This is a genomic window from Bacteroides sp. 1_1_14 (genome assembly GCF_000162515.1).
In the GTDB taxonomy this organism is placed as follows: Bacteria; Bacteroidota; Bacteroidia; order Bacteroidales; family Bacteroidaceae; genus Bacteroides; species Bacteroides thetaiotaomicron.
In genome coordinates this window covers 75,123-101,366 of the sequence record NZ_GG774705.1, presented here as the reverse complement: position 1 = coordinate 101,366, position 26,244 = coordinate 75,123, and the positions used below count along the sequence as shown (strand labels likewise).

Genomic DNA, 26,244 nt, shown 5'->3' with positions numbered 1-26,244 from the left:
TTGGCAGTACGAGTTACAAGGTCGAAACAGTAGCAGAGGAAAACCAAATTAACGGGAAATGCGGGCTATTTATAAATAACTAAATAGAGCTATGGATGAATTTTATATGGTATTTGTAGAAGGATGCGCCACTCCTACCTACAAACATGAGAATCTGGAAAGCGCCGAAAATGAAGCGAAAAGACTTGCTACTCTTCTTAAGAAGAAAGCATACGTTTTATGTACAATAAAATCAATTGAAGATACTCAGTACAAAATTGAGGATTGTAGACCTAACGGAAGTGATTTACTATTTTAATAAAAATACAACAATGAAGAAAATTGAAATCGTTGAACACGTCATCAACAATACGACTATTAGTCGTTCACAAGCTATTCAAGCCGTAGATTGCGTTTTTGATGCTATTGAAAATTCTCTTTGTAGAGGTGAGAGTGTTTATATCCGTGGTTTTGCCACAATTAAGGCACACACCTCCAAAAGAAAGAAAGCACGGAATATTAGCAAGGGAACAACAGTTGTTATTCCAGCTCAACGCTCTGCCAAGCTCATCATTAGTAAACAACTTAAAGCTCGAATGAATTTATGATGCACACATGGTTTGAATGTAAAATCCGTTACGAAAGAGTAATGGAAAATGGAATGAACAAGAAAGTTACAGAACCTTATCTTGTCGATGCACTTAGCTTTACAGAGGCCGAAGCACGGATCATCGAAGAAATGACCCCATTTATCTCTGGAGAATTTACTATATCAGACATTAAACGTGCCAACTATAGTGAACTCTTCCCTAGCGACGAAGCGAGTGCCGACCGCTGGTTCAAATGCAAACTATTTTTTATCACACTGGATGATAAAAGCGGTGCGGAAAAAAAGACTTCCACACAAGTATTGGTACAGGCTGCCGACTTACGTGACGCAGTGAAGAAACTGGACGAAGGCATGAAGGGAACAATGGCAGATTATCAAATTGCATCTGTTTCCGAAACCGCTATTATGGATGTTTACCCGTATTCTAACGAAGAATCCATTACAGATACCATCAGCGAAAATGCCAACTCCCCTATTGTACGCAATTTCATCCAATCACTTCCTGAAGGTTGTAAGACAACAATAACAGTTGGAGGAAAGAAAGTCGTAGTCGACAAAACTGGCAAGGACACTATTGTTACACCTAAAAATGAAAACAGCCATGACATTGGAAGAGATGCTCTCAAAGGAAAGAAAACAAAAAAAGAAGCAAAAACATAACGATGAGGAACACCGCATACAATGCGCTTGTGTAAAGTACTTCAATTTGAAGTACCCGAAGTTGAAAGGTCGACTATTCGCCGTACCAAATGGTGGTAGACGTGATGCTGTAACAGCATCAAAACTTAAAGCCGAGGGTGTAATAGCCGGTGTATCTGACCTGATCCTATTGAAAAGCAATCGTGATTACGGTGCTCTACTCATTGAAATGAAAAAGAAAGGTGGCTATCAATCCCCATCGCAAAAACAATGGCAAAAGATGATCTGTGAAAACAGAGAATACAAATATGTTGTATGCCATTCGCTAGATGATTTCATTCGTGAGGTGGATGAGTTTCTAAAAAATGCAGAATTATGGGACGAAATGTAAAAAAAGGGCTCGACTATTTTCCTTTTGACGTTGACTTTTTTCAGGACATAAAAATAAGGAAACTGATCAAGTACCAGCGTGGCAAGGCCGTCACTGTATATGCTCTCCTGCTTTGTCTTATCTATAAAAATGGGTATTACATGTTGTGGGACGAAGAGTTGCCCTTCATATTATCGGAACAAACCGGTTTTGAAGAAGCGTATATACAGGAGGTCGTCAGATGTTGCCTGGCATTAGGGTTGTTTTCTAAAGAACTCTTTGATAAGGAAAAAGTTCTCACTTCAATCGGAATACAAGAACGCTATAAACGAATATGTGATGATTGCAGAAGAAAGTGTGAATTTTCAGAGTTTAACCTTATTTCTTCCGAAGATAAACGCATTTCTTCCGAAGAAAAGCCCAAAAACTCCGCAGAAAGTACACAAATAAAAGAAAAGGAAATAAAAGAAAAGAAAATACCTCCTCAAACTCCCCCTAACGGGCTCGTTTCGTCGGACAGAGGAGGAAGAATAACTTCGTCTCCTTCTTCTGAAAAATATTTTGATATTAAGACAGAATTGCGTGGTAAACCGGGTATAACAGAAAATGACGTATGGGAAGCTATGCGCCTTGCCGAAAACGGTAAAGAATCATCTATCGGCACGGGGCTCATCAAGCAATGGTTAGACAACCCCTCAAGGTGTGACTTCTATATAATCATCCAAAATCTACAAAGAATGGAGCGTGAAGGACAAATAAGGGTGATGTCTCATGAAAACTACTTTGTGTATGTTTTTCTGCTAATGAACCTGACAAAATCCGATGCTGATTCAGTTCGCCTATATATCCAAGACCCGACACTGTTCGAAGAATGTAAAAAGCTGATTGCCGAAATTAAAAAAGGCGGCATCAACCAGCCCGGCAGATTCCTGCTCAAAAAGTTGAGAGAATGTCAAATGAGTATTAATAAACAAAATCTAAAATGAAATTAGTTCATGGCAGTTTATTCAGCGGCTTTGATGCCCCTAGCGTTGCAGCTTCATGGATGGGCTGGAAAAATGCCTTTCACTGTGAGATAAACCCTTTTTGCAATGAGATACTAAAATATTGGTTCCCCAATTCTGAACATTATGAAGATATTACCAAAACAGACTTTAGTCAATGGAAAGGAAGAATCGATGTCCTCACAGGCGGATTTCCTTGCCAGCCTTTCTCCCTCGCAGGTCAGAGAAAGGGAGCGGATGATAACCGTTATCTCTGGCCACACATGCTCCGTGCTATACGAGAAATCCGACCCGCTTGGGTTATTGGTGAAAACGTTGCTGGAATCCTCACGATGGTTCAGCCCGGCAAGGAGACTGAAGTGGGAAGCCAAACCTCTCTTTTCGGAGAAGATAACCGAAAAAGAATATTGCTACGACAAGAGTATGTTGTCGAAACCATCTGTAAAGACCTTGAGCGAGAAGGATATTCCGTCCAACCGTTGCTTATTCCGGCTTGTGCTGTCGGAGCGCCCCACAGAAGAGACAGAGTGTGGTTTATTGCCCACTGTGCAGACTCAAGGACTGAAGATGTGCGACGAGAACGGGAAGACAAGGTTCTATCCGATGGAATTGCTCCCGACACCAATGGCAAGCGATGCAACAACCGGAGCGATAATTGGAAAGAACGACCATTTTATTACAACAGGAAACGGAACTCCGAGGAAGATCAATCAAAACGGGATAAACGGAAGTGTAGGACTTGCAAGAATGGTTCAGTTGCTTCCGACTCCCAATGCTCGGGAAGCGGACAAATACAGCAAAAAATACAATCCAAAAAGCCAAATGGGTACTGCATTGACAGCAATGGCAGTAAACGGAATGTTGCCGACTCCTACAAATTCAATGGTGACTTACCAGGATTTCATTCAGGCAGGATATCACAGTTCGAAGCGTCCGGATTACGGATTGATCCCAACACCTACTGCGAGTTCCCATCACAACGGATGCTGCAAGGAGAGAAAGGACGGTACAAGCAGAAAATCCGAACTGAATCATTACATAGCCGCTCAAACTGGGAAAACTTCCCTACTCAATCCCCTGTTTGTCGAGGAAATGATGGGCTTCCCTTTGATGTGGACAACCTTACCATTCCTTTCACAAAGTGGAGACAGGAATCAGTCAAAGGATACGGAAACGCCATAGTTCCGCAGGTGATTCTTGAAATTTTCAAAGCAATTGAGGAAATAGAACAATTAGAGTAAAACTAATCAGAAATGAGTAAAATAATTATAGATGGCAAGAAATATGAACGAATCAAAGTTAAGGGGAAAGAAAATTGCAACGATTGTGATTTAGCAAAAAATGTAAGAAGTTTAGCCTCTGTGCCTATTTGTTGGCAGGAAGGAAACGAAAAGATTATAAAATATTGTGAGAATCACCCTGATGTAATATACAAAGAAGTTAAACCATAACAAATATAAAAAATGAGCGAAATCAAGAATTTAAAAATAGGTGACCTATTCTCTATTCGCAAAAATGGAATAGTGTATGAGTTTCTCGGATATTGTCCGATAGAGAACCTCCCTATTGCTTTTAATCGCAATAAGTATGAAACAGTATATTTTGAAGATGAAAATAAAAAAGTCTATATGCAATGAAAATAATAGTAAGTTTTTCCGGTGGTAAGGATTCGCAAGCCTGTTTAATCCAGGCTACCAATAAATACGGAGCCGATAAAATAGAAGCTGTTTTCTGTGATACTGGTTGGGAGCATCCCGAAACCTATCAACATATTAGTGACGTGTGCAAACAGCTTGATGTTAAATTAGTAGTTTTGAGAAGCAAGAAATATACTGATTTTGTAGATATGTCTATCAAGCGCTCCCGGTTCCCGTCTTCCCAAAGAAGGTTTTGTACTTCAGAATTGAAAATTAAACCGATGATTGATTACATTCTCTCACTTACTGAACCTTGCGTGATTATACAAGGCATCCGGGCAAAGGAAAGTGAAGAGCGTGCTAAACTTCCCTATGAATGCAATTACTTTGGGGAGTATTACGAACGCATTAAAAAGAATCGCAAAGGAAAGATTGTTGAAGTATGGAAGCAGGATTATCGTAGAAAAGATGTACTTAAATGGTGTGAACACTATGATGCAAGCGTTTCCCGTCCGATTTTTCAGTGGTCGGCACAAGAAGTAATAAATCATATCTTATCTGCCGGACAAAAGCCAAATCCTTTGTATTCTCGTGGATTTTCCCGTGTTGGTTGCTATCCTTGTATTATGTGCCGAAAGCAGGAAGTCAAACTCATTTCACAAGAAGAGTTCGGGCGTAACCGCTTGATAGATGCAGAGCAAAGGATGAAAGAAGAAACTCCAAAAGGTTCGTCTTTCTTCTCACCCAGTTACATCCCCAATCGCTTCTGCAAGAATAGAACTTACCCAACAGTACAGGAAGTTTTCGAGTATGTGAACCGTAACAATGTCGGTATGGATGATATGTTTGAGCCAGAAGGTGGATATAGTTGCATGAGCCTTTATCATGGACTTTGCGAATAAGAAGTTTAATTCAAATCAGAATAAAGATGAATGAAATTTGGAAAGAAATAGTAGGATTTCCCGGGTATTATGTGAGTAGTTTAGGACGTGTGAAACATATACTGGAGAATGGTCATGAAATTATTTTGAAGCTAGCCAGAAATACTATGGTTCAGATACATAAACGCAGAGGAGAAAATTTGAATATTTCAATAGGGAAATTGATGTATTCTACTTTCAACGGGATAGACCGGTGCAAGTTGGATGGTATTTGTGTAAGAGGAACCACCTTGAATGAACTTCGGATTTTTAGCAGGAACGAATTTCTCGAAGAGATCAGAACGAATAGAAAAAAAATAGAGAGTGGTGATGTTGAAATGTTGCAACTGGATGCATACAGGGATATGCAAACTATTATTTCCGTATGGGAAACAGGAGACTCATCTGTCCTTTTCCACCGGATAGAAACCTATAAAGAAGAAATAATTAGTTATGTGTATCATAAATTTGGAATCGGACGTCATGAAGCGGAAGAGTTATGGAGCGCTGCCCGTTCCATTCTTTCGAACGGAATACTGTTAAAAGAACGGGCCGTCGGTACATTCAGAGGATTTCTAAAAGTGACAATAAGGAATATTATATTTAAACAAAGAGAAAGAAAGAAGAAAATTATGTCATTCTATGATAACAGACTGCATGGAGTGTATTAATTCAAATCAGAATAGAAATGAATAAAAAAGGAAGCGGGAAAAACCCGCTCCCTCCAAAAAATTATTTTTCAACCCTGCCAAGATAAACGTTTTGAACGTCTCCATAATAGTTTATATTGGTGATGTTGTATATTATTGCCGGGGTTGTTTTCTGATATTTTTTGGTAATATAATTTGATAATAAATTTGAAATAACCCCAGCTGCTATAGTTAATAGTAGTGGTGTCATATTTTTATCAATATTTAATTTGACAATAATCGTACTTGGAAGGATTTGAACCTACATATCCATTTGTCAGATGGAGCTTATCCATTCGGCCACAAGTACAACAACGATGCAAAAATAATAATTTTAAAATAAAATTTATAGTGTATGGCAAAGATTTATGTAGCAAGTAGTTGGAGAAACTCATATCAGCGAGATGTTGTATCGTTTCTCAGAAATGAAGGTCACGAAGTGTATGATTTTACGCATCCTAATGGTGATATGAGTTATGGCTTTTCGTGGTCGAGTATTGACCCTAACTGGAAGAATTGGAGTACTCAGCAATATCGGGAAGCTCTCAACCATCCGATTGCACAGAAAGGTTTTGATTTAGATTTCAATGCAATGAAGTGGGCTGATGTCTGTGTGATGGTTCTTCCTTGTGGTCGTTCTGCAAATACTGAAGCTGGATGGATGAAAGGAGCCGGCAAAAGGGTGATGGTGCATTCTCCAAAGGAGCAAGAACCGGAACTCATGTATAAGATATACGACTTCATAAGTGATAGTATGTTCCGAATCAATGACGAAATAAATAAGGTGTACTCTGAAAATCAAGATGCAAATACTTCGGGCAATTTAGAGGAAATGGAAGAACGTTTTTGCCTTGTACTGGAACACGCTACTTTGGGAAGTATGAGTCGCTCTAACTATGATTTAGAAACAATGAAATCTGTCATTGATGATGCACAGCAAAATCATTATTATGGGGTTGTTAAGTCTGATTTAGAACTGCTAATCAAAGATGGTGGTACAATTGAAGATTTGAAGGACTATATCAAACGATTAGAGTAAATCAAATAAGAAATGAAAAAAATACTACTAGTATGTGTTATTCTTGCTCTAACAGTAGGATGTAGCACAAAGAAAGTCCCATATGTGACTTTCAAGAGAGAATATAAAGAAAACCGCTTTACAAAACAATTTCAGGAAGCGGATTCGATGTTTAAAGAACAATACAAATATAAGAAATAATGGATGCAAAAACACTCTTTACCAAAGTTGTCCAGATGCGCAAAGCACAAAAAGAATATTTCAAATGTCGTACTCAAGCTAATTTACGAATTTGCAAAGCACTCGAAGCCGAGATTGACCGGGAGATTGAACGTGTTAATAGCATCATCCCTACTCCCAAACAACCGGAACAAAAGAATTTATTCACAGATTAAAACCAATAGATTATGAATTCAACAGTATTAAAAGAAATCATTGCGTTCCTCTTCGGACGCAAATATTATGCCAATATTGTAGCTACCAAAGGTACAACCAAACAAGAAATCTGTTCTTACATTTTTGCAACAAAAGAAGCCGCTAACCGGCATCGATTGGAAATCGAAACAACCTTATCGTTTACTTTTGTCGAAACAGTTACCTTTCGTTCTCGTCGAGTACATCTCAATACGTCAGTAAAAAGTTAAACTACAAAAGCTAATCATTCATCATACTTTCGTACTATGATTATCAGTAAGTTAAAATTATGGTGGCAATCACTGCTGTATTATGTGATTGCCGACCCTGCCGACAACTCTATAACGCTTTCCAAACGCTTGTTCTTGCATATCAAGAATAATGCCAGGAAGAGTGATGCAGCGCGTGTATTCGTTTTCCATATTTCTGGAGACGATACATTCGGATTCATAATCAATCCAGTTATTGAACAAGCAACCCAAATGTGCGATATTCAATACAACGACAAGTATAAATGTATAGGATTTGAAACGCTCTGTCCGTCAGTCGGCCGCATCCTTTATGAATATGGACTATCCGATAACTGTCGAGTAAAATTGTCCGTATCAATTCAGAAAACTCCACAAGGAAAAACTTATTATAAATTCGACAAGCCAAATGCAAAGTATATTAGGAAACACCCGAAAAGCTGATATCACCTTTTACGCATCAGGAAGGATAGATATTAGTGCTCGCGTCGCAAAACATCTCCAGCTCTCACGCGGAGATGTTTTGGACATAATGATTGACCAAGATGAATTTTACCTGTACGTTAGACTTCGTTCACCAAACGGGAGGCATGAAGCAATGGTATTCCCAACAAATAAGGCAGGAAATCATTTCAGAACTTCATCAAGCAGACTTTGTACAGCAATTCTCCAAGAATGTAGAGCAACAGCTAAAGCAAGATTATGTGTAGGAGAACCAACGGAAAACGAATACGGTAAACTATTGCCAATTATCACTAAATACCTTTTGTAATATGATAAAAGAGATTAAGTACAATGGATATTCTGCCAATCTATCAGATTACGAATGTGCAGATGGTGACTTGTCAGTTGCAATGAATCTTATTCCTGAAGATGGAGTATTAAAAGGCATTCAAAAGCCTCAATGTTTATTTACTCTCCCACAAGGAAAAAAGGTGATATACATACACAACATCTCGGTATATAAACATTACATAATCTACGATACAGAATCCGCCGCCTTACAATGGTTATCCTCTAATGACACTGATAAGCAGCCCGAAGATATAGTATCTATCTCTGGAGAACTCTATCAGGTAACATCACTTGGAAACACATTAATCATACTCACATCTGAGGGCATAATTTATGCCCTCTACAAGTCAGGAACATATGTACTCATGGGAAGTAATCCGGTATTTCCATCGCTCTCTTTCCGACTAAGAGCATTTATGGGAAACTCGGATATGTTATCTGCTAGTTTCCCAGGATTTAATATGGTTGCTTCTTTAGGTTCGTTTCTTCTCTCAACAGAAGCCAGCCAAGCTGTAAGAGACACCGTTCTGGCATATACCAATAAATGTACTGCCGATGCTAAAACAGCAGGTTCATTCCAATACCCGTTCATGATAAGATATGCTTACCGTATGTACGACGGAACACTCAACTACATTTCACCTCCAGTTAAAATCTGCCCGTCATACGGCATACCTTATCTCATACATTATACAGGTTATGAAATGAATAATGGTCTATACACCAAATTCAATATGGTCGTATCATATGTTACCTCGAGATTATATTACGAGATAACAAATTTCGACGAAGTGAAAGAATCCATCTCTGAATGGGGGGAATTAGTCAGAAGTATTGATATATTCATCACTCCCCCACTCTATACAGTCGATCAGGATAATATGTGTAAATCAATATCTCCATACGGATTTTTGGGGCCTTTGGGCGGTTCTGGTGCATTTTTAGAGTATTGCGCTAATTCCGGAAATGAAAATGTTAACGGGGAATTAATATATCGGCTTCACAACGCACGTGAATCAATCAATACTGACTCTTTATTTTTTGGAATGTCAGGTAAATCACTTGTAGATGATGACTCTTCATTACCTTTCTACCTTATCTCTTCCATTGACGTAAAAAAAATACAATCGGGTGAGAACATTGTTTCTATTGAAAATGGTGCTCTCAATTCACTTGAGGCTAAAGAAGTAATGGAGGGTGACAGCAATTTAATGGGAACAATTGTCGCAAAACATGCATTTCCATACAACGCACGTCTAAATCTGACCGGAGTAACTATTATCCCTCCGACATTCCCACTTGAATCTTGTTTTCAATATGCTAATGGAGAGTATGATAACGAAACTAAAAAAGCCGTTGAGAAAACATATTCTTATAAAGCATACATCTTCATTGAAGCCGAGAAACGAAAAGTTATGGTACAGTTTCTTTCCGGTATACCAATGAATATCGTTGATTCATACTTCTTTTATCCCAACATCAATGCAAAAGAGCTTATTATTGAACGTATAGATAACAATGGAGTAAAATCCTATTCATATAGCAAATTACATAAACATGAAACACTTAACGGAGTATACGGAAGTATCAACACGAGTTTCTCTAGTACCCCCGATATGAGCCTCATTACTGATACAGAAATCGGAATCCCATATCCAAATAAAATATATACTTCTGATGTAAACGATCCTTTTTCATTTCCCGCTCTCGGAGTCTGCACTGTTGGAACAGGTACAATCATTGGACTCAGTTCAGCCGCAAAGGCTTTATCACAAGGCCAATTTGGTCAATTTCCTCTTTACTGTTTCTCTACTGATGGAATTTGGGCCCTCGAGGTTTCTTCTACCGGTTCCTACTCTGCCCGCCAGCCTATCACACGTGATGTGTGTATTAATTCCGATAGTATAACCCAGATTGATAATGCTGTACTATTTGCGACTGACCGTGGTATTATGCTTATTAGCGGTTCTACAAGCCAATGTATTTCGGATATTTTGGACAGTGAATTGGCTTTCTCTATCAATTCTTTACCCCATTTGAATAAATTGGTTAATAATACAAGATTTAATTCAACAGAGTTTCAATTTCTAACTTTCCGCGAATTTCTAAAAACATGTAGGATGATTTACGACTATATACACCAACGTATCATCATTCACAACCCATCATGTACCTATGCCTACTTATATTCAATGGATAGTAAGCAATGGGGAATGATGCATAGTAACATCATGAGTGGTTTAAACTCCTATCCTGATGCACTCGCTATGACTTCAGATAATGATCTCGTTAATTTCTCACAGCCTGATAACACAATAGAACCTATTACTGCATTGGCTGTCACTCGTCCGTTCAAAATAGATGATCCAAACATGTTCAAAACAATAGACACCATCATACAACGCGGATATTTCAAGAGTAGCCATGTCTCACAAGTTCTGTATGGCTCAAATGATTTATTCAACTGGCATGCAGTATGGAGTAGTACCGATAAATATATGCGAGGTTTCCATGGCACACCATACAAAGCATTCCGACTTGTACTAATATGCAAACTAGACAAATCTGAAAGTTTGTTGGGGTTTACCGTCCAATTCACCCCCCGTATGCTTAATAAACCAAGATAACTTACATAGGTTAGTTTTTTCATATTAAGGTTAAGAAAGATTGTTAGCAAAAGAGCCGGAATGCGTGATGCACTCCGGCTCTTCCTTTTATCAGAAAGGTTTCAACTTTCGTTTTATTTTGCCTTTTCTCGACATTAGCGATGTCTGTATCTTAGCTCTGATACTCATTATCTTCTCCTCCCAATTAGCCTTACTACTTGGATTCGTTATACTCATCCAATCTGCAAGTACCTTACAGATAAGATACTCGTGTATCAGATGTTTTAGTAGCTTCACCGTAGATAAAGAAAAATCTTCCGGTAAAGTAAGTACAATATGATATTCTTCGGGAGCTACAAGAATATCATCAAGAGCTTCCTGTTCGTCCGAGATTTCCTCTTTGGTATATGGATATAGCATTTCTACACATTCTGCATGGGTAAGATTGAGTACACGTGTAACCCGGTTCACATTACCACTTTGTCCAATGTCAAACACCTGATGCCGGGCATGTTCATTCTCCGTTTCCATAATATCACCTTCCACAAAGGAGTAGTTCTCTACGTCATAGAGTAACTCTGAACGTTTGAATGTCAGCGTTACTGTTTTTGTCTGCTGGAGTTTCTTACAACAATATCCCATGAGAATACATTAAGAATAAGTCGGTCTTTCAGGTCGGCTACGTTTATAAAGCGCACGCTTTACATTCTCTAAACTTATCGCCGAATGCTGTACGTATGAAGCTGCATCTTCCGGGTTAGTAATGGCAAACCAATCTCCCAAAGCCATATCTACAAGGTAGGCATGAATACCATTGCCCAACGCATCAGCCGAAGAGTTGTTGTAGTTACTCGGCAACTCGAATGCAAGTTCTAGTACACCATTATCATCAATTTCTTTTGCGATCAGATTGTTGCTTGTACTTTTGTCTTCTGAAAGATACTCTCCAAGCAGACTCTTCAAAGATGAAAATGCATTTGCCAATGAACGACGGATTTGGTAACTGTTTTCCTCATCATCACTCGCTTGCATATTAGAGGCAGCTTCGTAATTCTTTTTACCCTCTGCTTCACGCGCCTGCCCGGTCAAGTATGCCTTATTCTGAATATCGTAAACAAGCTCCTTAACCTGTTGGGTCACTGTCAATGTTTTCTTGTTTTCTGCCATAATAAATAAAGATTAAAAATAATTCAATTGTACGTAGGACGTATAGGACGTTTTTTAAAAAATGCCTTACGCATGACATCCTCCATATAGGTAGCCGCTTCCGTTGCATATCCGGTTGCTTCTTCTTTATTGGTAAATGTGTACCACTTTGCCGTAATATTCATAACAAAAAACGAGAACAGACTACGTTCCATACTTTCTGTTAAAGCTTCATCAAACGAACTTGATACCCCCAACGAAAGCTGATATATCCCCTCTCTTTCGACTTCGTTAAGAAGTATTTTTTTCAAGCTATTACAAGCAGTGTTTTTGCTTTCATTCCAGAAACGCTCCAACATACTCTTATCCTCATCCGTTGTGAAAATACGGTTGTATGCGAGTTCGTCGTTCATTTTAGCCCCGGTATAAGATGTGGTCTGTGCCACTTCTTCATATACACTTTCTTTATTGACGGTTAAAGCAATATCTGTCATAATCAGAGATTAAATAAGTTATACGATAAACCTACACTAAGACATGGGGTAAACCGAGGTGCCCCTCTTAATGCTACCCCATACCCAACTTGCAAACTGATACCAAGCCGTTTTCTCTTGGGTTTAGGGTAATTACCGGTTATGGTTAGTACATCATGTTGAGAAAAGAGTATCAAACTATCAAGTTGAGGGTTAAAACCACTTACATACGCCCGATATTTATCCGTCTCGTACATCTTCTGCATAATAGGTATTTCAACTTCAACACTATCTGTTTCCCCATTTGACAACTTGGTCGTATCTGTTACTGTCGGTTCTATACTATCCCGTTTTGCAGTGGGAAGCACCTGCGTGATGTAGTTAATAACAGTACTATCCCTCGGCACAGGCTTGTAGTACGGTATGGTATCGACAAAGGTTATTTTTGTGGTATCATTTATCGGTAACTTTTTATTCGATGCACAAAAACGCACATTGAAAAGCAGCGATACGATAAACAATACCACAAATAATATTGCTGCAATATCCTTAAGTCGCTTTACCATATTTCTGAACGTATCTGATTATTGCATCTACATGCGTTTTAATGATGGCTTGCTTCCCCTTATCGGAATATAGGTATTCAACATCTTCCTTATTGTCTTGGAAGAAATTTTCCGTAAGAACAGCCGGACATTTGGTTTTCACCAAAATGTAGAAGTTCTCTTCCCAATCTGGATCTCCATCCGAATTATCCCTACGGATTTTTTGTCCGGCAAAATTCTGTTCGGCTTCCTCGTATAACATAGTGGCCAATTCATCCGATTTTGTTTTACCTTTTGAAGTATATGCCGACCAACCTCTTGCACTCATCCATTCGCCATTTCCCGCAGCATTGCAATGAATAGAAACAAGCAATACATTTGTTGCCCCATACCGTGCACAAATCTCATTCACACGTCTTGCTCGTTCTGCCAATGGCACATCTACTGTCTCATGCACAATACGCTCTACATCATATCCTTTCGCACGCAAGGCTCGTTCCACAGATTCTGCAATCTCGCGTGCATAAAGGTATTCTCGTAATTTCCCATCAGGAGAACGTTTGCCCGGTGTATTTTCCCCGTGTCCATTATCTATTAATATTTTCATAATTAACTATTTAAGCGTTGATAAAAGTCCGTTTTTATATTGTCGTATGCAAGTTTCACATTGGTATAGGCACGTGCATTATTTTCTCCATCCTCATTATAGATTTCACTTTCAACTACACTCACCACATCTTCCACCCAATTCTCATTACAATATTCCGACAGAGGTTTTCCATGATATATAAAAGGGTCAAAGCGGCTCTTTCGATCATCATGGATTACTTGAAGTGATTTCCGTATTTTGTTTACAGTTGCTTCACGATCAGCTATGTGATTCTCTATTCGAACCCGCTTTATCAACCTACAAACCTGTTCGATACTAAGGTCAAAAGCGAAACCCGTCAAATTCCGGATACGCAGTAAGGTTTCAGGTTGAAGTCTTTCCATTAAGTTTCGTTGCAAACTCACATTGTCTTGTACTGTATCAAGCAATTGATTCAAACACTCCTGTTGTTCCAGAAGGCGGTTTATCATACTCTTAAACCATTTGAATAGTGCTATCATCATAGCTGCTGAAAGCAAAAGAAAAAATGCAGCACTCACAGCCATCATGCCATAGTCACCAATGCCTTTAGCCACCTCCGTTACATGTTGCACTTCCGTCATACGATAGTTCTCACTAATTGTCCTACACACGTTCCGGCCACTGTTAAGCCGAAATCTATCCAGTCCCAATTGCCACCATATGCCTTGTCTTTATACTCCAAAGCACCTGCAGTAAGTACACCTGCATAGGTTGCAGAAAACCAATCAAACGCACAAATACCGATACCAAATCCCCCAACAAGATGTTTCCACCTGTTGCTTTGCGCAAGCCATTCAATCAATTTTTTCTTCATTCTTGTCTATTTTATATTAAACACTGTCCAATCTACACTGTCTTTTTCTTTCCAACCATTTTGAACAGTTTCTATCACATACAGGCTCATTGCCTGGGAGAATGAGATAAATTCATCTACACTCTCGAAGGTATAGTAGATGGGAGTACCATCTTCCTGTTCATTGATTTTTAGGGTAAGTGGATATGGAATATTTTTGTTACGTTCTATAGCAGCAAAATTCAATTGATTTTCAGCAGATAGGTATATCGGCTTTTCATTCCATATAAAGCCGTTCACGATCTTCTCCTGCGTGGCAGTATTTATAGTAGAGATAATAAGTTCCTTAACCTCGGAAAGTGTTGGACTGTGGTCAAATGTATGTCGGTACTCCCAACCTCTTTCACTTGCCTCATCATCCTTTCCAAAGCCATAAAATAATATCCATTTGGTTCGGCCTGTATGTATAAGCCCATCCTGCCGCTGCTTTGTGCCGTAAATCTTTTCCATCTTTATGAATTTTGATTTTCAACAAAAGTAGCGGATGAGATGCGGATTCGTATGTTATCTTTTACCTGTTAGGTGAAATTATATTTTCGTTTACCTCCGTCAAAAACTTCACCTTTAATTATTGTCTCAAACGGAAAACCATCCTCAATGTCACTGACTTGATCTAAAATTCCCTTCATTTCCGCTGAAGCCGTAAAGAACTTTCCCCATTCTTGTTTAGCAGGATTACGAAATGATACCAAATATCTGTTCTCACCTTCCTTAGTGTCTATACCAGTTTCAAAATCATGTATTTCAATAGGAATGTTTACTATATCACTCAATCGTGTTACTTTACCTGGAAAGCGTTTCTTTCCGTCAGCTGGGGTGTATGTTACACCCATTTCTGAAAATTTCTTCATATTCTTTTTTGTAAGTATATAAAATAGATGCTTGCAATCGGCATGGCAAGCCATACCCTTAAATGATCCAATTATTTGTTGTCTACGCTTTCGGGATTTCAACTTAGACAGTTTTCTAGCAGCATTTACTTTTATCCGTTTCCTTAACAGAGTATGGCTACCATAATTTACATACCCAAGAGCATCCATACCAGCAGATATAGGGGCAACTCTCTCACTTGATTTTATCGTAAGCCCCATCTTATCTGCTTCGATGTGCAAGCAGTCACGTAACCTCCACAACTCGCGTTTACTTTCTCCAAGAATAAAAATGTCATCGCAGAATCGAAAGTAATATCTTGCTCCATGCACATCAATCATCCGGTGGTCAATATCATTGTGATAAAGATTACCGAGGAATTGAGATGATCGCAATCCCTTACTGATACCACATTCTCCATCAGGATAGAGTGCCTTCACAAAATTTTCAAGAATGGGCAAAAGAAGAGGATCGCCTACATATCTTTTAATAATAGAAATTAAAGTTTCGTGATTAATACTGTCATAATATCCTTTGTAGTCGCTTTGATAGTAATATTTGAGATTAGGATTTTCTGCCATTGCAGCTTGTATCTGATGAAACAACCCATGCGGTCCACGTCCTTGTATGGAAGCAGCGGTAGTTTCTATCAATAAAGAAGAAAGTCGATTTTCCAACGGTTCCATAATAGCATTACTCCCAATGCGTTCTATTACCGAAGGAGCTTGTACTGTTCTTACTTTCGGGCCGTCTTCAGTAAGAAATGATTTAAGGTTCTTGATACGGAATGTACCATTACCAATCTGGTTCTTCAACGTTTCAAATATTTTTCCTTTATTTGCCACATAACGAATCATTCTTGGAGAACATTCGATACCGTCTATGATAGTTTTCGGCATAGACCTGTTCCCATTTCGAGCATCTGCATTTCGTAGATTCGCCATGACACGCTTAAATGAGCGTTCCAGATTTTCGTCTGAAATAATTTCCGGTATAAGGTTATATAACGGATAACTGACCAGAGGTATATTTCCGGTCAGTTTAAATAAATCATCAATTTCACAGACCGCCTTCCGGTCTCGTGGGGAGAAGTCAAGCCACTCCCCACATATGGTTAATGTTATGTTCCGGCTTTCCATAAAATATATATTATATTATTATGCTGTTGCCGAGGTTCTAATCCCTCGGAGAATATCGGTGGTAATCTCGTACCTTATATAGAGTCTCCGATTAGTTTAACCAACAGAATTTCAGCCGCGCCCCGTAGTTCGTGTTCGAGTTCGAAGATGCATTGTTCGCGTTCGCATAAGCGAGACCGCTGTTCGCATTCGAGTTGTTGCCAGACCGCAAAACACAACGGCGCGTGGGATTGTCCACCTTCTATGTTTTAAAGAGTTATACTTCCAAAACCTGCAATACTTAAAGAGGCCTCCATCCCCATTGCTCTGAATACACGCGCAACAGTCGAAAGGGTCAGATTCCTACCACTTTCTATTTTCGACACCTGTGCACGCTGAACACCAATCTTCTGGGCTAGTTCCTCCTGTGTCATATTTTGGGATTTCCGGGCTTTCTTAATAGCCTCACCGATAAGGAACGACTGCAATTCAGCCTCATATTTATCCCTATGTGGTGTACCGACTTTCCCAATGTGCTTATCCTTAACTTCATCAAGGGTATAAAATTTAATCGTTTCCATATCACTATTTTTTTGAGTTGAAATACAATTTTCTAATAGCTTCCGCTTTGTTAATCTCTTTACTTGGGGTCTTTTGTGTCTTTTTGACGAATCCGTGCGTAGCAATAACCAATGTTTCCGCATCAGTATCCCAAAAAGCCAACAAACGATATTGAATACCTTTATAAAGAGTGCGGAACTCCCAAATATCCGTACCATCCAATTTTTTAAAAAGGTCTTTATCCATATATCCATTGGCAACCTTATCTACATTATAAACAATCTTGTCTTTAATGTCTTGGCGCAAAGTATCAAGAAAGGCATCTGCCTCGCTTGACATTATCACTTTGAATCTTGCTTTCAATTCCATACCTTGTTATTGCATTGCAAAGATACAAAAAATGTTCCATATATAGAACATTTTAAGGCACAAATATTCATGCTGCTCTATAATATATTACCCAACCTACATTAGAAAAAGAGAGAGGGAGCAGTCTCCCGTTGGTCGACTCTCCCTCTGACGCTTTTTTCGCAAAAACGAGCATCGCTCTATTCAATTATTACGAATTTTCCGCGGAAGGCCAGCCGCGCCCCGTAGAACGCGTACGAGTACGAAGATGCATTGAACGCGTACGCATAAGCGAGACCGCTGTCGCATTCGAGCTGTAGGCCAGACCGCAAAACACAACGGCCTTTGCTACTATTGATCCAATAACCAGCCGCATAATGAGTAACATACTTACTTGTATCTGCATTATGAACCCTGCTTGGCAAAACATCGCATTTTGCTCCATGCACCAAGCGTACCACACAATTTGCATTGGAAGATTCAACTGATTTCACTGTACGTTCAGTCTTTTTCACAGGATCATAAATATGAGCTATATAATCCGAAGGATACGAACTATCAGTATCAATACATTTTGCTTTGTAGAATGTTTCATAACTTGGGATATTAAATGCAATATAATCCATCCACTCTGAATCACAGCCTACATAATGCTTCAAACCAAGTATAGAATTAAGGGAATTGCCAGCATTACTACTATCTGCCATGCCAATGGAATCCAGCTTATTTAAAATAGCGTCATGTCCTCCATTACCGACTACAGATTGTTCGTTGGTTGTTCCGTTTAATGCCCACCAAAGATTACTAATCTCTTTGTGTTGTTCATAATCCTGTAATTGGTAACCTGCACCTCTCAAACGGGAAATATTCTGGAAATCCTTTGCTGTGTAGTTTAAGGTAGCAATCGGCATCTCAATAGGATTACCACTACTGTCGTATTTCCATTCACCTGACGTAGTGGATGTACCATTACCTTTCTTTGAGCGTACCTCGCCAGAAAGACTTCGTGGCATCTTCAAACCGTCAATAGTAATAGGATAAACACCTACAAGACTGTCATTATCACCTACTGTATGTTCAATCCATTCCGGCTCAAGAGCCTCAATGCTAGCACTATCCACAGAAAGACACTCTACATCACCAATGTCGCGAAAAGAAGTAAAATAGAACCATTTTGCACCGCTAGGTACATCGCAGAATACACACTCACCTATAGAAAAGTCAAAATACGTATGACTTACGGACATAATGAATATACCAAGTACACAATTACTTTCATCAGTGAATACACCACCTAGTCGCGCATGATTCAATCCCGGCCATTTCACCTGCTTCATACCTTTTACGTCCATCTTATAGCTGTTAGTATTAGAAGCTGTAGATATAACATCCTCACTCATAACCTCACCAATAACAGCATCATTCGCATACACTCCAGTGTTCTCCTTGTACAGAAGTTCAGAAAGTTTAGCCTTCTTGCTATGTAATGCAGTTGAAATAGGCTCGTTTTCCGTAACAGAAGTAATAAAATACTTCACTTGGTTCTTATAATCATTTACGCCCTTATACCAATAGTGAGGAGCATGCCAAAATATATCAAAACCCTCCCCTGCCGTATCTGCAACATCAAAGCTACTACCATCTTTCAGATAATTAAAGTCTGTATCACTCAACTGTACACCTTCCATTTGATTCTTCTTCGTGTTGAACGAGCATTTAAAAGCATGGCAACCTTTCTTTATAGCAAGAGTATGCCCACTAGGAATATATGTGTTACCGTAGTCTTCACCTGTCTTGTTTTCAGGATTGCTGTACTTCTCACATGAATCGTTATCCACAACATCATTGATTTTCACAATAGAAAATTGCGAATTATGGAGCTCTAACTGTGGAAAATATGCAGTAAGGACATTTACTTCACTCTCTTCTACAAGTTCACTCAATATCCAACGTCCTGTAATACCACTACATTGTCCACTCTCATCGTATGCGTTCCCGTTTGCATCAAGCCCAATTGCTCCACTATCCTTTATAGAACGTAACAAATCAACACTAGCAGTTGCATTTACATTAGGAATACGTACAGTTCTGATCGCACTCGCATTAATTATCTGCTCTAAAAGTGTCATAGCATCCACATACGGACATTCATTTACGAATATCTTTGCTACCTTGCCTACACCTCCTAGCGTAAGTCCTCCGGGATAAGTCAGGTTTGGCAAATTGTTCAATACAAGTTCCGTCATCGTATCGGGCAGCGTCAATGTACTAATGGGAGCAGTTTCTGCAAGGTCTATGGTCGATAACCCTGTGCCATCCGCATATACTTTCTCCAAACGTGGACACTTCGATGCGTTAACGCTCAATAGTTCCGTATGCCGCACATCGAATACCCGCAAGAACGGCATATCGCCCAAATCAAGATTGGTCATATAGCCAGTGTTACCAGGCGACATCGTCCAATCTCCGTGCGTGTTGCTACCAAGGAAAAGTTCCTGCAACAACACCATCTTCGACAATGTATTACCGAATTGAGGGTCAATGCTGATTTCACTCAAGTCAATCATACTCATACGGTCGGCTTGATAGATGTAGAGCATGATGTTCTCGCCATGTTGGAAATTACTGAACACACCCTCTTCTCCTGCTTTCAGATAGATGCCCTGCGTGATGTTTCCACTGTCGTTACCAATTCCGAAGTAGCCTGTCTTTGCAGCCTTAAAACGAATAACCGCCCCCTCTTTCGCACCGATACGACCGCCTATATAACCGCTCTCTGCTTTGAAGTCGCCACAACGGTAGTAGCCGTCGCGGATTCTCCAACGTTGTTCGATGAACGCCGGTAAAGAAGTAAGTCCCAATCCCTGCAAAGCATAGAAATAAATATCGCTGTATCCGGTGTATTTGATGTACTTACGCTCTCCGTCGTAACTTGACACCACTTTTGGCCACTTCTTCAATATTTCCGTAACGAAGTAATGGAGCGCACCTTTCGGAGAGAATGGCCCCGAACCAATGCCGAGCGTGTCCGGAAGTGAACGCATGGTGTCAGCGATAGCCGAAAGCGTAATGGTGTTACCGTTTTGATCCACCTCCATAGTCTGCTGTCCGCGTATGTCGTTCCACAACACGCTGCCTCGTCCTGCGTACGCGCTACTCGTCAAGTCGCCAGGGTCAACCTCCGGATCAATGGTCTGGCCACCGTCATTGTCCTTGCCGTTACAGGTATCACAATCATACACCTTGTTGCAGTACATTCTTCTGGCTTCCATACCGTTTGCTCCGCTATATACTCCGTCTTTCACGCTGCAACCGTCCTCCAAGAACCACATAGGTTGCATATTCTTCGCCTGTTGGTCAACGGCGGCAAGGTAGTCCGTAAAGAGATAGTACGACACAAGGCTGTACGGATTTATGTACTTCCACATCTTCGTTTTCCAAATCTCCTTCCAAGTGTCTTTAAGTTCCTCCTTGGCATAGTCGCAACTGTCACAGAACACCAACACGTTAAACAAGTCGTAAGGCACTTTGCGTCCCATAGCCAAGTCTATTTGCAGTTGGTCATCGTCTATCATACACTCGAAGTAGCGTGTCCACATCGGATAGGTCGGTTGTCCGAGTTTCAGTTTTGTTACCCACGATGATTCTGCCGTGGTCGGTTCCATCATGTCATCAATGCTTCCCACTCCCTGCCACCAGTTCATGGCATCATAAGTCAGCAGCTCATAACCGCTTACAGGATTCAACACCTTACCTGTTATCTGCCACTCGCCATCTACCTGCTTCATTTCTCCGCTTTGTACAGTCCAAGCACCGCTCTCGTATGCCATAAAGCGGTAGTTCTCGCCACAATAAAGGGAGAGCATATAGAGTTTACTTTTGTCTGTGGTACTATCGCTCTTGAAGCGTGATTCAATTTCATCAAGGGTTTCGTCTCTTCTGCCGAAGTATTCGATGAAGTCGCCATAGTTCAAACACCCTTTGTTGTAGCCGGGTGTGTCTTTGAAACCGAGTGCCACCTGCTCGCCTTTATCCTCTTTCCAATTACCTTTGGCATGGAACCAAGCATCGGTAAGACTTTCCATAGTCGAACGGAATGCGGCAATCGGGTGGTTGGCAGTCGAATGGTTCATCGTCAATCCGCTCAATGATATGTCTCCTTTTACCCATGTTCCGTCAAAGGCACGTTGTGCCGGAGTCAGATAGTTGTTGCCAAGGGCACGATATGTAGCATTCATAAGGTTACAAACTCCGCAGTCATTGGCATTGCTACTATCGGAGTAGTCCACCTTTACCGTGATGATTTTCACAGGTATAGAATTCTCGCCTACACGTACATAGCCTAATTTCATCAGGTCATACGAAACCTTTGCATCTTCGTTGGTATATTCCGGATAGATAGGAGAAACTTTCCAACCGTCATTCTTCTGAAGATAGAAACGGTCATTCTTGATAGGGCGCTTTGCCGATGTCGTTCCCTGTCTGCGCCATTGCACATTGATAGCCTTGAAGCTGCGCCAAGGTCGTTTGGGATCATAGTAGAATAGTGTGCATTTGAACTTCTTGCTCGTGTCAATATCTCCGTCAAAGGTGTCAAAAGTCTGCTGATCATTCACAACTACATAGTAAGGGATACCTTTGGCGGCAAGAGATTCAAGAGTCGGACGGTTTTGCGTATCAAGCAAATTCTCCCTCTCATATTCATCAATCATCGCCGTTGTGTCGGTCAGTTTGCACAAGTAATTTCTAAATGCCTGTGCCCACTCGTAGTAACTGTTGTAAGCAAGGATGTAATAAAGGTATAGGTCTCCCTCTGTTCCGTCAAAAGTGACAGTCTTTGAGTTGAGAATAGCTCCGCTGTTACTGATATATCCTATACAGCCCACCTCTTCGCCATCTAAATACAGCTTCATGCATGAATAGTTGCTGCCACCACGGGTTACAAAGATAGTTGAAGGCTCTACAACGATAGCCATAGTGTGCTTTTCTCCGTTCTTAAAAGAGCGTTCTACCAATGCCGGCTGACCTGTTTTGCAGAAAATAGCAACCTTGTTTCCGCATACATAGAATCCGGCACCGCTGTCGGCATCGTAACACTCTATGAGTTTTGAGCTGGCTTCCTTGATGTTCTTGGTCGCAAAAGCGAATTGGAAAGCACAACCACTAGCACTTTCTACGGACGGATTTCCGAAAGGACGGTAATCCAATATCTCGGCTGTCACATTCTCGGCAATGCGCAAAGAGCGTTCGTTCAGATAGTCTATAAATCCGTTGCTTGACCAGTTCGCACCTTTGATTTCCATCTTTACCCCATTGTTGATAATGGTGTGGTCACTTTCACTGTTGCTTCGTGTGGAGAAGTCATACCCAAACAAAGCACCGTCCTTGATGGCAATGTCAATGGCACTTCCTTTAACCGTCACTTCTATTTCATTGGTGCTGACACTTCCACTTTCAGCGTGTACAGTAATACTTTGGCTTCCGTCCGCCTTATAGCCGCTTATCTGCTTGTTCACGGTAATCGTTTCAGCAATCATGGCATCAACAGAAGTAACCTTTTCTTCATCATAGAAGACATCAATATGCGTTTCTGTCTTGTCAGGTGTATAGGCAGCTACTTCTACGGTCAGATTGTCATACAGACGCAATGTACCATTGTTCTTGTCATTGAAACGGAGGGCGACAATAGGTGTGCTATTATTCTCGTCTATGCACATAAGAGCTGAATAGATGGTATTGCCTTTTACCCCCGACTTGCTTTCCGTACCGAAGATACGCACAGGATATGCACCATGCGAGAGCCGTTCACCACCACCAAACACATCGTTCGGATTTACGGATATACTCTTGGTATAACTGTCGCTTACCATTGCTTCACCGAGTTTCTTCCATTCTCCGTTGTAGTACATTTCCACGGTCGCAAGTATGGATGATGTGTTATTGGGAAATTTATAAAACTGTCCGATGTTCTTGGCGGATCCACCTACGGTAAGAACAGTGTCACTTGTGTAGTTCAATGCCATAGGCTGCTCCACGGTGATGTCCACGGCTACTACTGTAATGGCTTTCTTCTTAGTATTTCCGTCAGCATCTGTAGCTTGCACAAAGAAACTCTTGCTCGCCGCTCCGCTGAAATAGCCAGTAAAGTCAAGTTCAAACTTGTAGTCTGTGGCACTTGCAGAACCTACGATATTCATGTCCTCGCTAAATAGGGTTAGTCCCGTACTTGCATCAATTATGCTCACATTACGGATAACGCCAAGTGTTTCTACACCTCCCGGATAACTCACACTACGTAGGGCCACATTAATTTTTATGTCAGAACCGAACGCTACAATGGGAGCGACATCCTCAAAATAAATGGATAGGGTACTGTCCTCGCTGGAACCGCCTCCACCTCCGTTCTTAGGTATTTTCAGTATCACATCTTCTATTTGTCCACCATTCAGGTTCACAGCTTTGTAGTAGATATAATCCTCATCGCTTTCCTCGTCAAAACCAGCGATTGCTTTTTCCTGCATCGCGTAAGCACCGCCTGTTGAAAGTGCATCTTTTCCTCCCTCTGCTGGGGTGTCCGATGTTTCCACCTTGCCACCTCCGTTTCCAAAGGCTACCCACGGCTTCAAATCATCCGGGTTTACATCGCTTACTTCTCGTGTAAATTGATAGGCAAGCCATACAGGTGCACCGTTGGTGTCGCTCTCTGCAGTCTTGAATGTCACTACAATACCGCTCTTAATGTATGCCACTCCGCTCTCTTGCTCAAGGTCAATAATTGCTTTTATGGCGGTGGATAGCGTATATTCCACATCTTTGCACAGGGCGTTTACATTGATTGTGTTGCCAACGCTTTCTCCGTTGGAAGCTCCGAAGTCCGTCCAGTTGCTTTCCTTATTCCAATCATCAGTGATAACCCATTGTTTGGACTGCCAACCTGCTTCAGTCTGAAAGGTAAGCACAATACCTGGTATTTGCAAAGATTCAGCATATTCGGATGTCGCACATCTATCAAGAGCCACCGAGAATGTTATCTTACGATTAGTAAGTCCAAAGAGTTGGTTCACATTTACTACGCTTCGTGCTACTATCTGTTTGTAATGGGACAACAATACGTTCTTGTTTTCCGTAATATCTTCATTGGCTTGTAGCATTTTCTGCTTCAAATCCGCACCCTCATCGCCCGGAAATGCGGTCGAACTTGTATAGCCAAGGGCGAGGTCTGAACCAATGATAACAAGTGCCGAACCGCTCCAACGATAAGTCTTGTTTGTAATTGTGTCAGAATACACCTTATCCGAAACAGGAGTTATCCCGTCAATAGTTTCATTTCCAAACAATTCGGAATCCAGCCAGTTGTTGTAATATACACCGTCATAGAAAAGAACAAGCGAATCGGTGTCCTTATGGTAGTAAATCTTACATCCATCATCCGTTGAACTTTTCCCGATAGACGATGGTTGAACAACCACTTTTTCCACGAAACCGTCGAAATCTTTCACATCATCCATAGAAGCCGGTAAATAACGGCTAGGTACTTTTCCATACTCATTAAGAGGTGCAATACCACCATTTTCTCCTTTCGTTCCCTTAAAGTCATTCAATTGGTTTCCTACCTCATTCGCTTTGGCACTTGCTTTGTTGGCGGTGTCTTTGGTTGTATTTACCTGTTCCTGCAAAGAATTGACACTATTCCCAAGTGTAGTAAGGTTAGTATCTTGCGAGTTATTTTTATCCTCTATATCCGATACATCATCTTGTAATTTAGTAATATCTTCTTGTAGCTTTTCAACAGCTTCGTTAAATTTACCACTGTCTATAGAAGGATTACCACCTGTCTGTCCAGTTGGAACCCACTCGCCTCCATCACCCACGTATATAGGAGCAGGTAAGGAAAGCCCGACAAGTGCCCACCAACCGTCATGCGGAAACGGGTAGGCTGCTTTCAATTTTTCAATAGTAGTAAAGAGACCTTTACTAGCTGCTTTGATATTCTTTGCCTCAAGCCACCCCTCTATTTTTACGTTTCCTTTTAAATGGGTTTTACCTTGGACGGTAACATCTCCACCTACTGCCGCATTACGACTGACGGAAACATCACCATCTATCTGTGTTGATTTTATCGAACTCATATTAATACTGATTTAGCTAATTCGTTCAATGCAGAGCTTTTCTCCACATCACCGAACGTTGTTAATACTAATGCGGCAATAGTATATACCACCGCGTCATAACATCGCTGACAAATCTCTATCGCACCGTATTTGTCTATCTTGGGATAAGGAAGATAAACCGCACGACTGACCGTTGCATCCTGACTTTTACAAGAATAAAACTCTAATACCCTCCCCTCTGGTCGTATAGAAATAGCACATACAGGACGTTGTGTAGTGCCACGTATTCCTTTGAACCGGGAAGATTGCTTCTCGTATTCAGGATCGTCGACATTTATAGGATAGAATACTGCACGCTCCCAATCGCTCATCTGGAAAACAACAAAACGCATAAAATCCTCCGGCAATAACACCCAACCACTTTCACATTTCTGCCAATACACCTCATCTCCGAAGTTATGTCCTCCATCGAGTAGATAAGGAGGTGCAGAACTGTGCACACGTTTTACAGCCTCAATAATCTTTGATTTAATGATGTCGTTTAATGCAAGCGTGTCTACATCACCAATTTCTTTCAATACATCACTCGTTGTGTTTTGGTCAAGTGCTATACGAACATCTCCAGCTATCTCGTCAAGATGATATACCGTCATACGCTA

28 protein-coding genes, 1 tRNA gene and 1 pseudogene are annotated in these 26,244 nt (G+C 40.6%); 15 read left to right on the top strand and 15 right to left on the bottom strand.

The features are described from left to right. Window positions 1-91 precede the first annotated feature (91 nt). Genes HMPREF9007_RS14525 through HMPREF9007_RS14565 form a run of 10 tightly spaced genes read left to right on the top strand, consistent with a single transcriptional unit; the run spans window position 92 to window position 5,830 of the window. Complete coding sequence (locus HMPREF9007_RS14525) at window positions 92-298, top strand: hypothetical protein (protein WP_008761306.1); 207 nt, start codon at window positions 92-94, stop codon at window positions 296-298. A 13-nt stretch (window positions 299-311) separates the two neighbouring features. After that, a complete protein-coding gene (locus tag HMPREF9007_RS14530; RefSeq protein WP_004318052.1) occupies window positions 312-587 on the top strand; it encodes an HU family DNA-binding protein in 276 nt (91 codons plus the stop codon). Next, window positions 584-1,249 carry a DUF4494 domain-containing protein gene (locus HMPREF9007_RS14535; protein ID WP_032850347.1) on the top strand — a complete coding sequence of 222 codons (666 nt, stop codon included), beginning with the start codon at window positions 584-586 and terminating at the stop codon, window positions 1,247-1,249. The genes HMPREF9007_RS14530 and HMPREF9007_RS14535 overlap by 4 nt, the downstream gene beginning before the upstream one ends. Beyond that, a complete protein-coding gene (locus tag HMPREF9007_RS14540) occupies window positions 1,191-1,619 on the top strand; it encodes a VRR-NUC domain-containing protein (RefSeq protein WP_032850346.1) in 429 nt (142 codons plus the stop codon). Before HMPREF9007_RS14535 ends, HMPREF9007_RS14540 begins: the two co-directional genes overlap by 59 nt. Beyond that, window positions 1,604-2,584, top strand: a complete 981-nt coding sequence (locus HMPREF9007_RS14545; RefSeq protein ID WP_008761303.1) for a DUF4373 domain-containing protein — start codon at window positions 1,604-1,606, stop codon at window positions 2,582-2,584. The genes HMPREF9007_RS14540 and HMPREF9007_RS14545 overlap by 16 nt, the downstream gene beginning before the upstream one ends. Further along, window positions 2,581-3,843, top strand: coding sequence for a DNA cytosine methyltransferase (locus HMPREF9007_RS14550; protein WP_008761302.1), 1,263 nt, complete (start codon window positions 2,581-2,583; stop codon window positions 3,841-3,843). Before HMPREF9007_RS14545 ends, HMPREF9007_RS14550 begins: the two co-directional genes overlap by 4 nt. 12 nt (window positions 3,844-3,855) lie before the next feature. Then, window positions 3,856-4,053 carry a hypothetical protein gene (locus HMPREF9007_RS14555; RefSeq protein ID WP_008761301.1) on the top strand — a complete coding sequence of 66 codons (198 nt, stop codon included), beginning with the start codon at window positions 3,856-3,858 and terminating at the stop codon, window positions 4,051-4,053. Window positions 4,054-4,065: 12 nt separating this feature from the next. Further along, on the top strand, window positions 4,066-4,239 hold the full coding sequence (locus tag HMPREF9007_RS27125; RefSeq protein ID WP_008761300.1) for a hypothetical protein: 174 nt from the start codon (window positions 4,066-4,068) through the stop codon (window positions 4,237-4,239). Further along, the gene (locus HMPREF9007_RS14560) at window positions 4,236-5,141 is read left to right on the top strand and encodes a phosphoadenosine phosphosulfate reductase family protein (RefSeq protein ID WP_008761299.1); all 906 of its coding nucleotides are present in this window, start codon (window positions 4,236-4,238) and stop codon (window positions 5,139-5,141) included. The genes HMPREF9007_RS27125 and HMPREF9007_RS14560 overlap by 4 nt, the downstream gene beginning before the upstream one ends. Before the next feature lie 26 nt (window positions 5,142-5,167). After that, window positions 5,168-5,830 carry an NUMOD4 domain-containing protein gene (locus tag HMPREF9007_RS14565; protein ID WP_032850345.1) on the top strand — a complete coding sequence of 221 codons (663 nt, stop codon included), beginning with the start codon at window positions 5,168-5,170 and terminating at the stop codon, window positions 5,828-5,830. Window positions 5,831-5,891: 61 nt separating this feature from the next. Here the strand turns inward: HMPREF9007_RS14565 and HMPREF9007_RS27120 are convergent, their stop codons facing one another. Both HMPREF9007_RS27120 and HMPREF9007_RS27115 read right to left on the bottom strand, forming a co-directional pair. Next, window positions 5,892-6,059, bottom strand: coding sequence for a hypothetical protein (locus HMPREF9007_RS27120; RefSeq protein WP_165000520.1), 168 nt, complete (start codon window positions 6,057-6,059; stop codon window positions 5,892-5,894). A 30-nt stretch (window positions 6,060-6,089) separates the two neighbouring features. Further along, window positions 6,090-6,158: transfer RNA gene (locus HMPREF9007_RS27115), tRNA-Val, on the bottom strand. Window positions 6,159-6,203: 45 nt separating this feature from the next. Between HMPREF9007_RS27115 and HMPREF9007_RS0124950 the strand changes: the two are divergent. The 5 genes and pseudogenes from HMPREF9007_RS0124950 to HMPREF9007_RS14585 all read left to right on the top strand — a co-directional run. Next, window positions 6,204-6,635, top strand: a pseudogene (locus tag HMPREF9007_RS0124950) (hypothetical protein); the annotation flags it as partial. Between the two features lie 431 nt (window positions 6,636-7,066). Then, window positions 7,067-7,261, top strand: a complete 195-nt coding sequence (locus HMPREF9007_RS14570; protein WP_008761295.1) for a hypothetical protein — start codon at window positions 7,067-7,069, stop codon at window positions 7,259-7,261. 12 nt (window positions 7,262-7,273) lie between these two features. Further along, window positions 7,274-7,510, top strand: a complete 237-nt coding sequence (locus HMPREF9007_RS14575; RefSeq protein WP_008761294.1) for a hypothetical protein — start codon at window positions 7,274-7,276, stop codon at window positions 7,508-7,510. A gap of 36 nt (window positions 7,511-7,546) precedes the next feature. Further along, on the top strand, window positions 7,547-7,972 hold the full coding sequence (locus tag HMPREF9007_RS14580) for a hypothetical protein (RefSeq protein WP_008761293.1): 426 nt from the start codon (window positions 7,547-7,549) through the stop codon (window positions 7,970-7,972). A gap of 329 nt (window positions 7,973-8,301) precedes the next feature. Next, window positions 8,302-10,950, top strand: a complete 2,649-nt coding sequence (locus HMPREF9007_RS14585; protein ID WP_008761291.1) for a hypothetical protein — start codon at window positions 8,302-8,304, stop codon at window positions 10,948-10,950. A 90-nt stretch (window positions 10,951-11,040) separates the two neighbouring features. Here HMPREF9007_RS14585 and HMPREF9007_RS14590 read toward each other — a convergent pair whose 3' ends face one another. The 13 genes from HMPREF9007_RS14590 to HMPREF9007_RS14650 all read right to left on the bottom strand — a co-directional run bounded on the left by HMPREF9007_RS14590 (window position 11,041) and on the right by HMPREF9007_RS14650 (window position 26,238). Beyond that, complete coding sequence (locus HMPREF9007_RS14590; protein WP_004318015.1) at window positions 11,041-11,571, bottom strand: hypothetical protein; 531 nt, start codon at window positions 11,569-11,571, stop codon at window positions 11,041-11,043. 9 nt (window positions 11,572-11,580) lie between these two features. Beyond that, entirely contained in the window at window positions 11,581-12,096 is a 516-nt protein-coding gene (locus HMPREF9007_RS14595; protein ID WP_008761290.1) for a hypothetical protein, read from the bottom strand. 23 nt (window positions 12,097-12,119) lie between these two features. Further along, window positions 12,120-12,569 carry a hypothetical protein gene (locus HMPREF9007_RS14600; RefSeq protein ID WP_008761289.1) on the bottom strand — a complete coding sequence of 150 codons (450 nt, stop codon included), beginning with the start codon at window positions 12,567-12,569 and terminating at the stop codon, window positions 12,120-12,122. 2 nt (window positions 12,570-12,571) lie between these two features. Beyond that, entirely contained in the window at window positions 12,572-13,114 is a 543-nt protein-coding gene (locus tag HMPREF9007_RS14605; RefSeq protein ID WP_008761288.1) for a DUF6808 domain-containing protein, read from the bottom strand. Beyond that, window positions 13,098-13,700, bottom strand: coding sequence for an N-acetylmuramoyl-L-alanine amidase (locus HMPREF9007_RS14610; protein ID WP_008761287.1), 603 nt, complete (start codon window positions 13,698-13,700; stop codon window positions 13,098-13,100). Before HMPREF9007_RS14610 ends, HMPREF9007_RS14605 begins: the two co-directional genes overlap by 17 nt. Before the next feature lie 2 nt (window positions 13,701-13,702). Then, the gene (locus HMPREF9007_RS14615; protein ID WP_008761286.1) at window positions 13,703-14,305 is read right to left on the bottom strand and encodes a hypothetical protein; all 603 of its coding nucleotides are present in this window, start codon (window positions 14,303-14,305) and stop codon (window positions 13,703-13,705) included. Further along, entirely contained in the window at window positions 14,302-14,538 is a 237-nt protein-coding gene (locus tag HMPREF9007_RS14620) for a hypothetical protein (RefSeq protein WP_008761285.1), read from the bottom strand. Before HMPREF9007_RS14620 ends, HMPREF9007_RS14615 begins: the two co-directional genes overlap by 4 nt. Before the next feature lie 6 nt (window positions 14,539-14,544). Next, window positions 14,545-15,027 (bottom strand): hypothetical protein, encoded by a 483-nt coding sequence (locus tag HMPREF9007_RS14625; protein WP_008761284.1) that lies wholly within the window; start codon window positions 15,025-15,027, stop codon window positions 14,545-14,547. 68 nt (window positions 15,028-15,095) lie between these two features. Continuing rightward, entirely contained in the window at window positions 15,096-16,586 is a 1,491-nt protein-coding gene (locus tag HMPREF9007_RS14630) for an RNA-directed DNA polymerase (RefSeq protein WP_008761283.1), read from the bottom strand. A gap of 248 nt (window positions 16,587-16,834) precedes the next feature. Further along, entirely contained in the window at window positions 16,835-17,146 is a 312-nt protein-coding gene (locus HMPREF9007_RS14635; RefSeq protein WP_004317997.1) for a helix-turn-helix transcriptional regulator, read from the bottom strand. A gap of 4 nt (window positions 17,147-17,150) precedes the next feature. After that, window positions 17,151-17,495, bottom strand: coding sequence for a type II toxin-antitoxin system RelE/ParE family toxin (locus HMPREF9007_RS14640; protein WP_008761282.1), 345 nt, complete (start codon window positions 17,493-17,495; stop codon window positions 17,151-17,153). Between the two features lie 179 nt (window positions 17,496-17,674). Then, entirely contained in the window at window positions 17,675-25,603 is a 7,929-nt protein-coding gene (locus HMPREF9007_RS14645; RefSeq protein WP_032850343.1) for a hypothetical protein, read from the bottom strand. After that, window positions 25,600-26,238, bottom strand: coding sequence for a hypothetical protein (locus HMPREF9007_RS14650; RefSeq protein ID WP_004317992.1), 639 nt, complete (start codon window positions 26,236-26,238; stop codon window positions 25,600-25,602). Before HMPREF9007_RS14650 ends, HMPREF9007_RS14645 begins: the two co-directional genes overlap by 4 nt. Window positions 26,239-26,244: the final 6 nt, after the last annotated feature.

Coding starts and splice junctions, on each gene's coding strand:
- HMPREF9007_RS14525 (WP_008761306.1), top strand. CDS start 92: ATGGATGAATTTTATATGGTATTTGTAGAAGGATGCGCCACTCCTACC.
- HMPREF9007_RS14530 (WP_004318052.1), top strand. CDS start 312: ATGAAGAAAATTGAAATCGTTGAACACGTCATCAACAATACGACTATT.
- HMPREF9007_RS14535 (WP_032850347.1), top strand. CDS start 584: ATGATGCACACATGGTTTGAATGTAAAATCCGTTACGAAAGAGTAATG.
- HMPREF9007_RS14540 (WP_032850346.1), top strand. CDS start 1,191: ATGACATTGGAAGAGATGCTCTCAAAGGAAAGAAAACAAAAAAAGAAG.
- HMPREF9007_RS14545 (WP_008761303.1), top strand. CDS start 1,604: ATGGGACGAAATGTAAAAAAAGGGCTCGACTATTTTCCTTTTGACGTT.
- HMPREF9007_RS14550 (WP_008761302.1), top strand. CDS start 2,581: ATGAAATTAGTTCATGGCAGTTTATTCAGCGGCTTTGATGCCCCTAGC.
- HMPREF9007_RS14555 (WP_008761301.1), top strand. CDS start 3,856: ATGAGTAAAATAATTATAGATGGCAAGAAATATGAACGAATCAAAGTT.
- HMPREF9007_RS27125 (WP_008761300.1), top strand. CDS start 4,066: ATGAGCGAAATCAAGAATTTAAAAATAGGTGACCTATTCTCTATTCGC.
- HMPREF9007_RS14560 (WP_008761299.1), top strand. CDS start 4,236: ATGAAAATAATAGTAAGTTTTTCCGGTGGTAAGGATTCGCAAGCCTGT.
- HMPREF9007_RS14565 (WP_032850345.1), top strand. CDS start 5,168: ATGAATGAAATTTGGAAAGAAATAGTAGGATTTCCCGGGTATTATGTG.
- HMPREF9007_RS27120 (WP_165000520.1), bottom strand. CDS start 6,059: ATGACACCACTACTATTAACTATAGCAGCTGGGGTTATTTCAAATTTA.
- HMPREF9007_RS14570 (WP_008761295.1), top strand. CDS start 7,067: ATGGATGCAAAAACACTCTTTACCAAAGTTGTCCAGATGCGCAAAGCA.
- HMPREF9007_RS14575 (WP_008761294.1), top strand. CDS start 7,274: ATGAATTCAACAGTATTAAAAGAAATCATTGCGTTCCTCTTCGGACGC.
- HMPREF9007_RS14580 (WP_008761293.1), top strand. CDS start 7,547: ATGATTATCAGTAAGTTAAAATTATGGTGGCAATCACTGCTGTATTAT.
- HMPREF9007_RS14585 (WP_008761291.1), top strand. CDS start 8,302: ATGATAAAAGAGATTAAGTACAATGGATATTCTGCCAATCTATCAGAT.
- HMPREF9007_RS14590 (WP_004318015.1), bottom strand. CDS start 11,571: ATGGGATATTGTTGTAAGAAACTCCAGCAGACAAAAACAGTAACGCTG.
- HMPREF9007_RS14595 (WP_008761290.1), bottom strand. CDS start 12,096: ATGGCAGAAAACAAGAAAACATTGACAGTGACCCAACAGGTTAAGGAG.
- HMPREF9007_RS14600 (WP_008761289.1), bottom strand. CDS start 12,569: ATGACAGATATTGCTTTAACCGTCAATAAAGAAAGTGTATATGAAGAA.
- HMPREF9007_RS14605 (WP_008761288.1), bottom strand. CDS start 13,114: ATGGTAAAGCGACTTAAGGATATTGCAGCAATATTATTTGTGGTATTG.
- HMPREF9007_RS14610 (WP_008761287.1), bottom strand. CDS start 13,700: ATGAAAATATTAATAGATAATGGACACGGGGAAAATACACCGGGCAAA.
- HMPREF9007_RS14615 (WP_008761286.1), bottom strand. CDS start 14,305: ATGACGGAAGTGCAACATGTAACGGAGGTGGCTAAAGGCATTGGTGAC.
- HMPREF9007_RS14620 (WP_008761285.1), bottom strand. CDS start 14,538: ATGAAGAAAAAATTGATTGAATGGCTTGCGCAAAGCAACAGGTGGAAA.
- HMPREF9007_RS14625 (WP_008761284.1), bottom strand. CDS start 15,027: ATGGAAAAGATTTACGGCACAAAGCAGCGGCAGGATGGGCTTATACAT.
- HMPREF9007_RS14630 (WP_008761283.1), bottom strand. CDS start 16,586: ATGGAAAGCCGGAACATAACATTAACCATATGTGGGGAGTGGCTTGAC.
- HMPREF9007_RS14635 (WP_004317997.1), bottom strand. CDS start 17,146: ATGGAAACGATTAAATTTTATACCCTTGATGAAGTTAAGGATAAGCAC.
- HMPREF9007_RS14640 (WP_008761282.1), bottom strand. CDS start 17,495: ATGGAATTGAAAGCAAGATTCAAAGTGATAATGTCAAGCGAGGCAGAT.
- HMPREF9007_RS14645 (WP_032850343.1), bottom strand. CDS start 25,603: ATGAGTTCGATAAAATCAACACAGATAGATGGTGATGTTTCCGTCAGT.
- HMPREF9007_RS14650 (WP_004317992.1), bottom strand. CDS start 26,238: ATGACGGTATATCATCTTGACGAGATAGCTGGAGATGTTCGTATAGCA.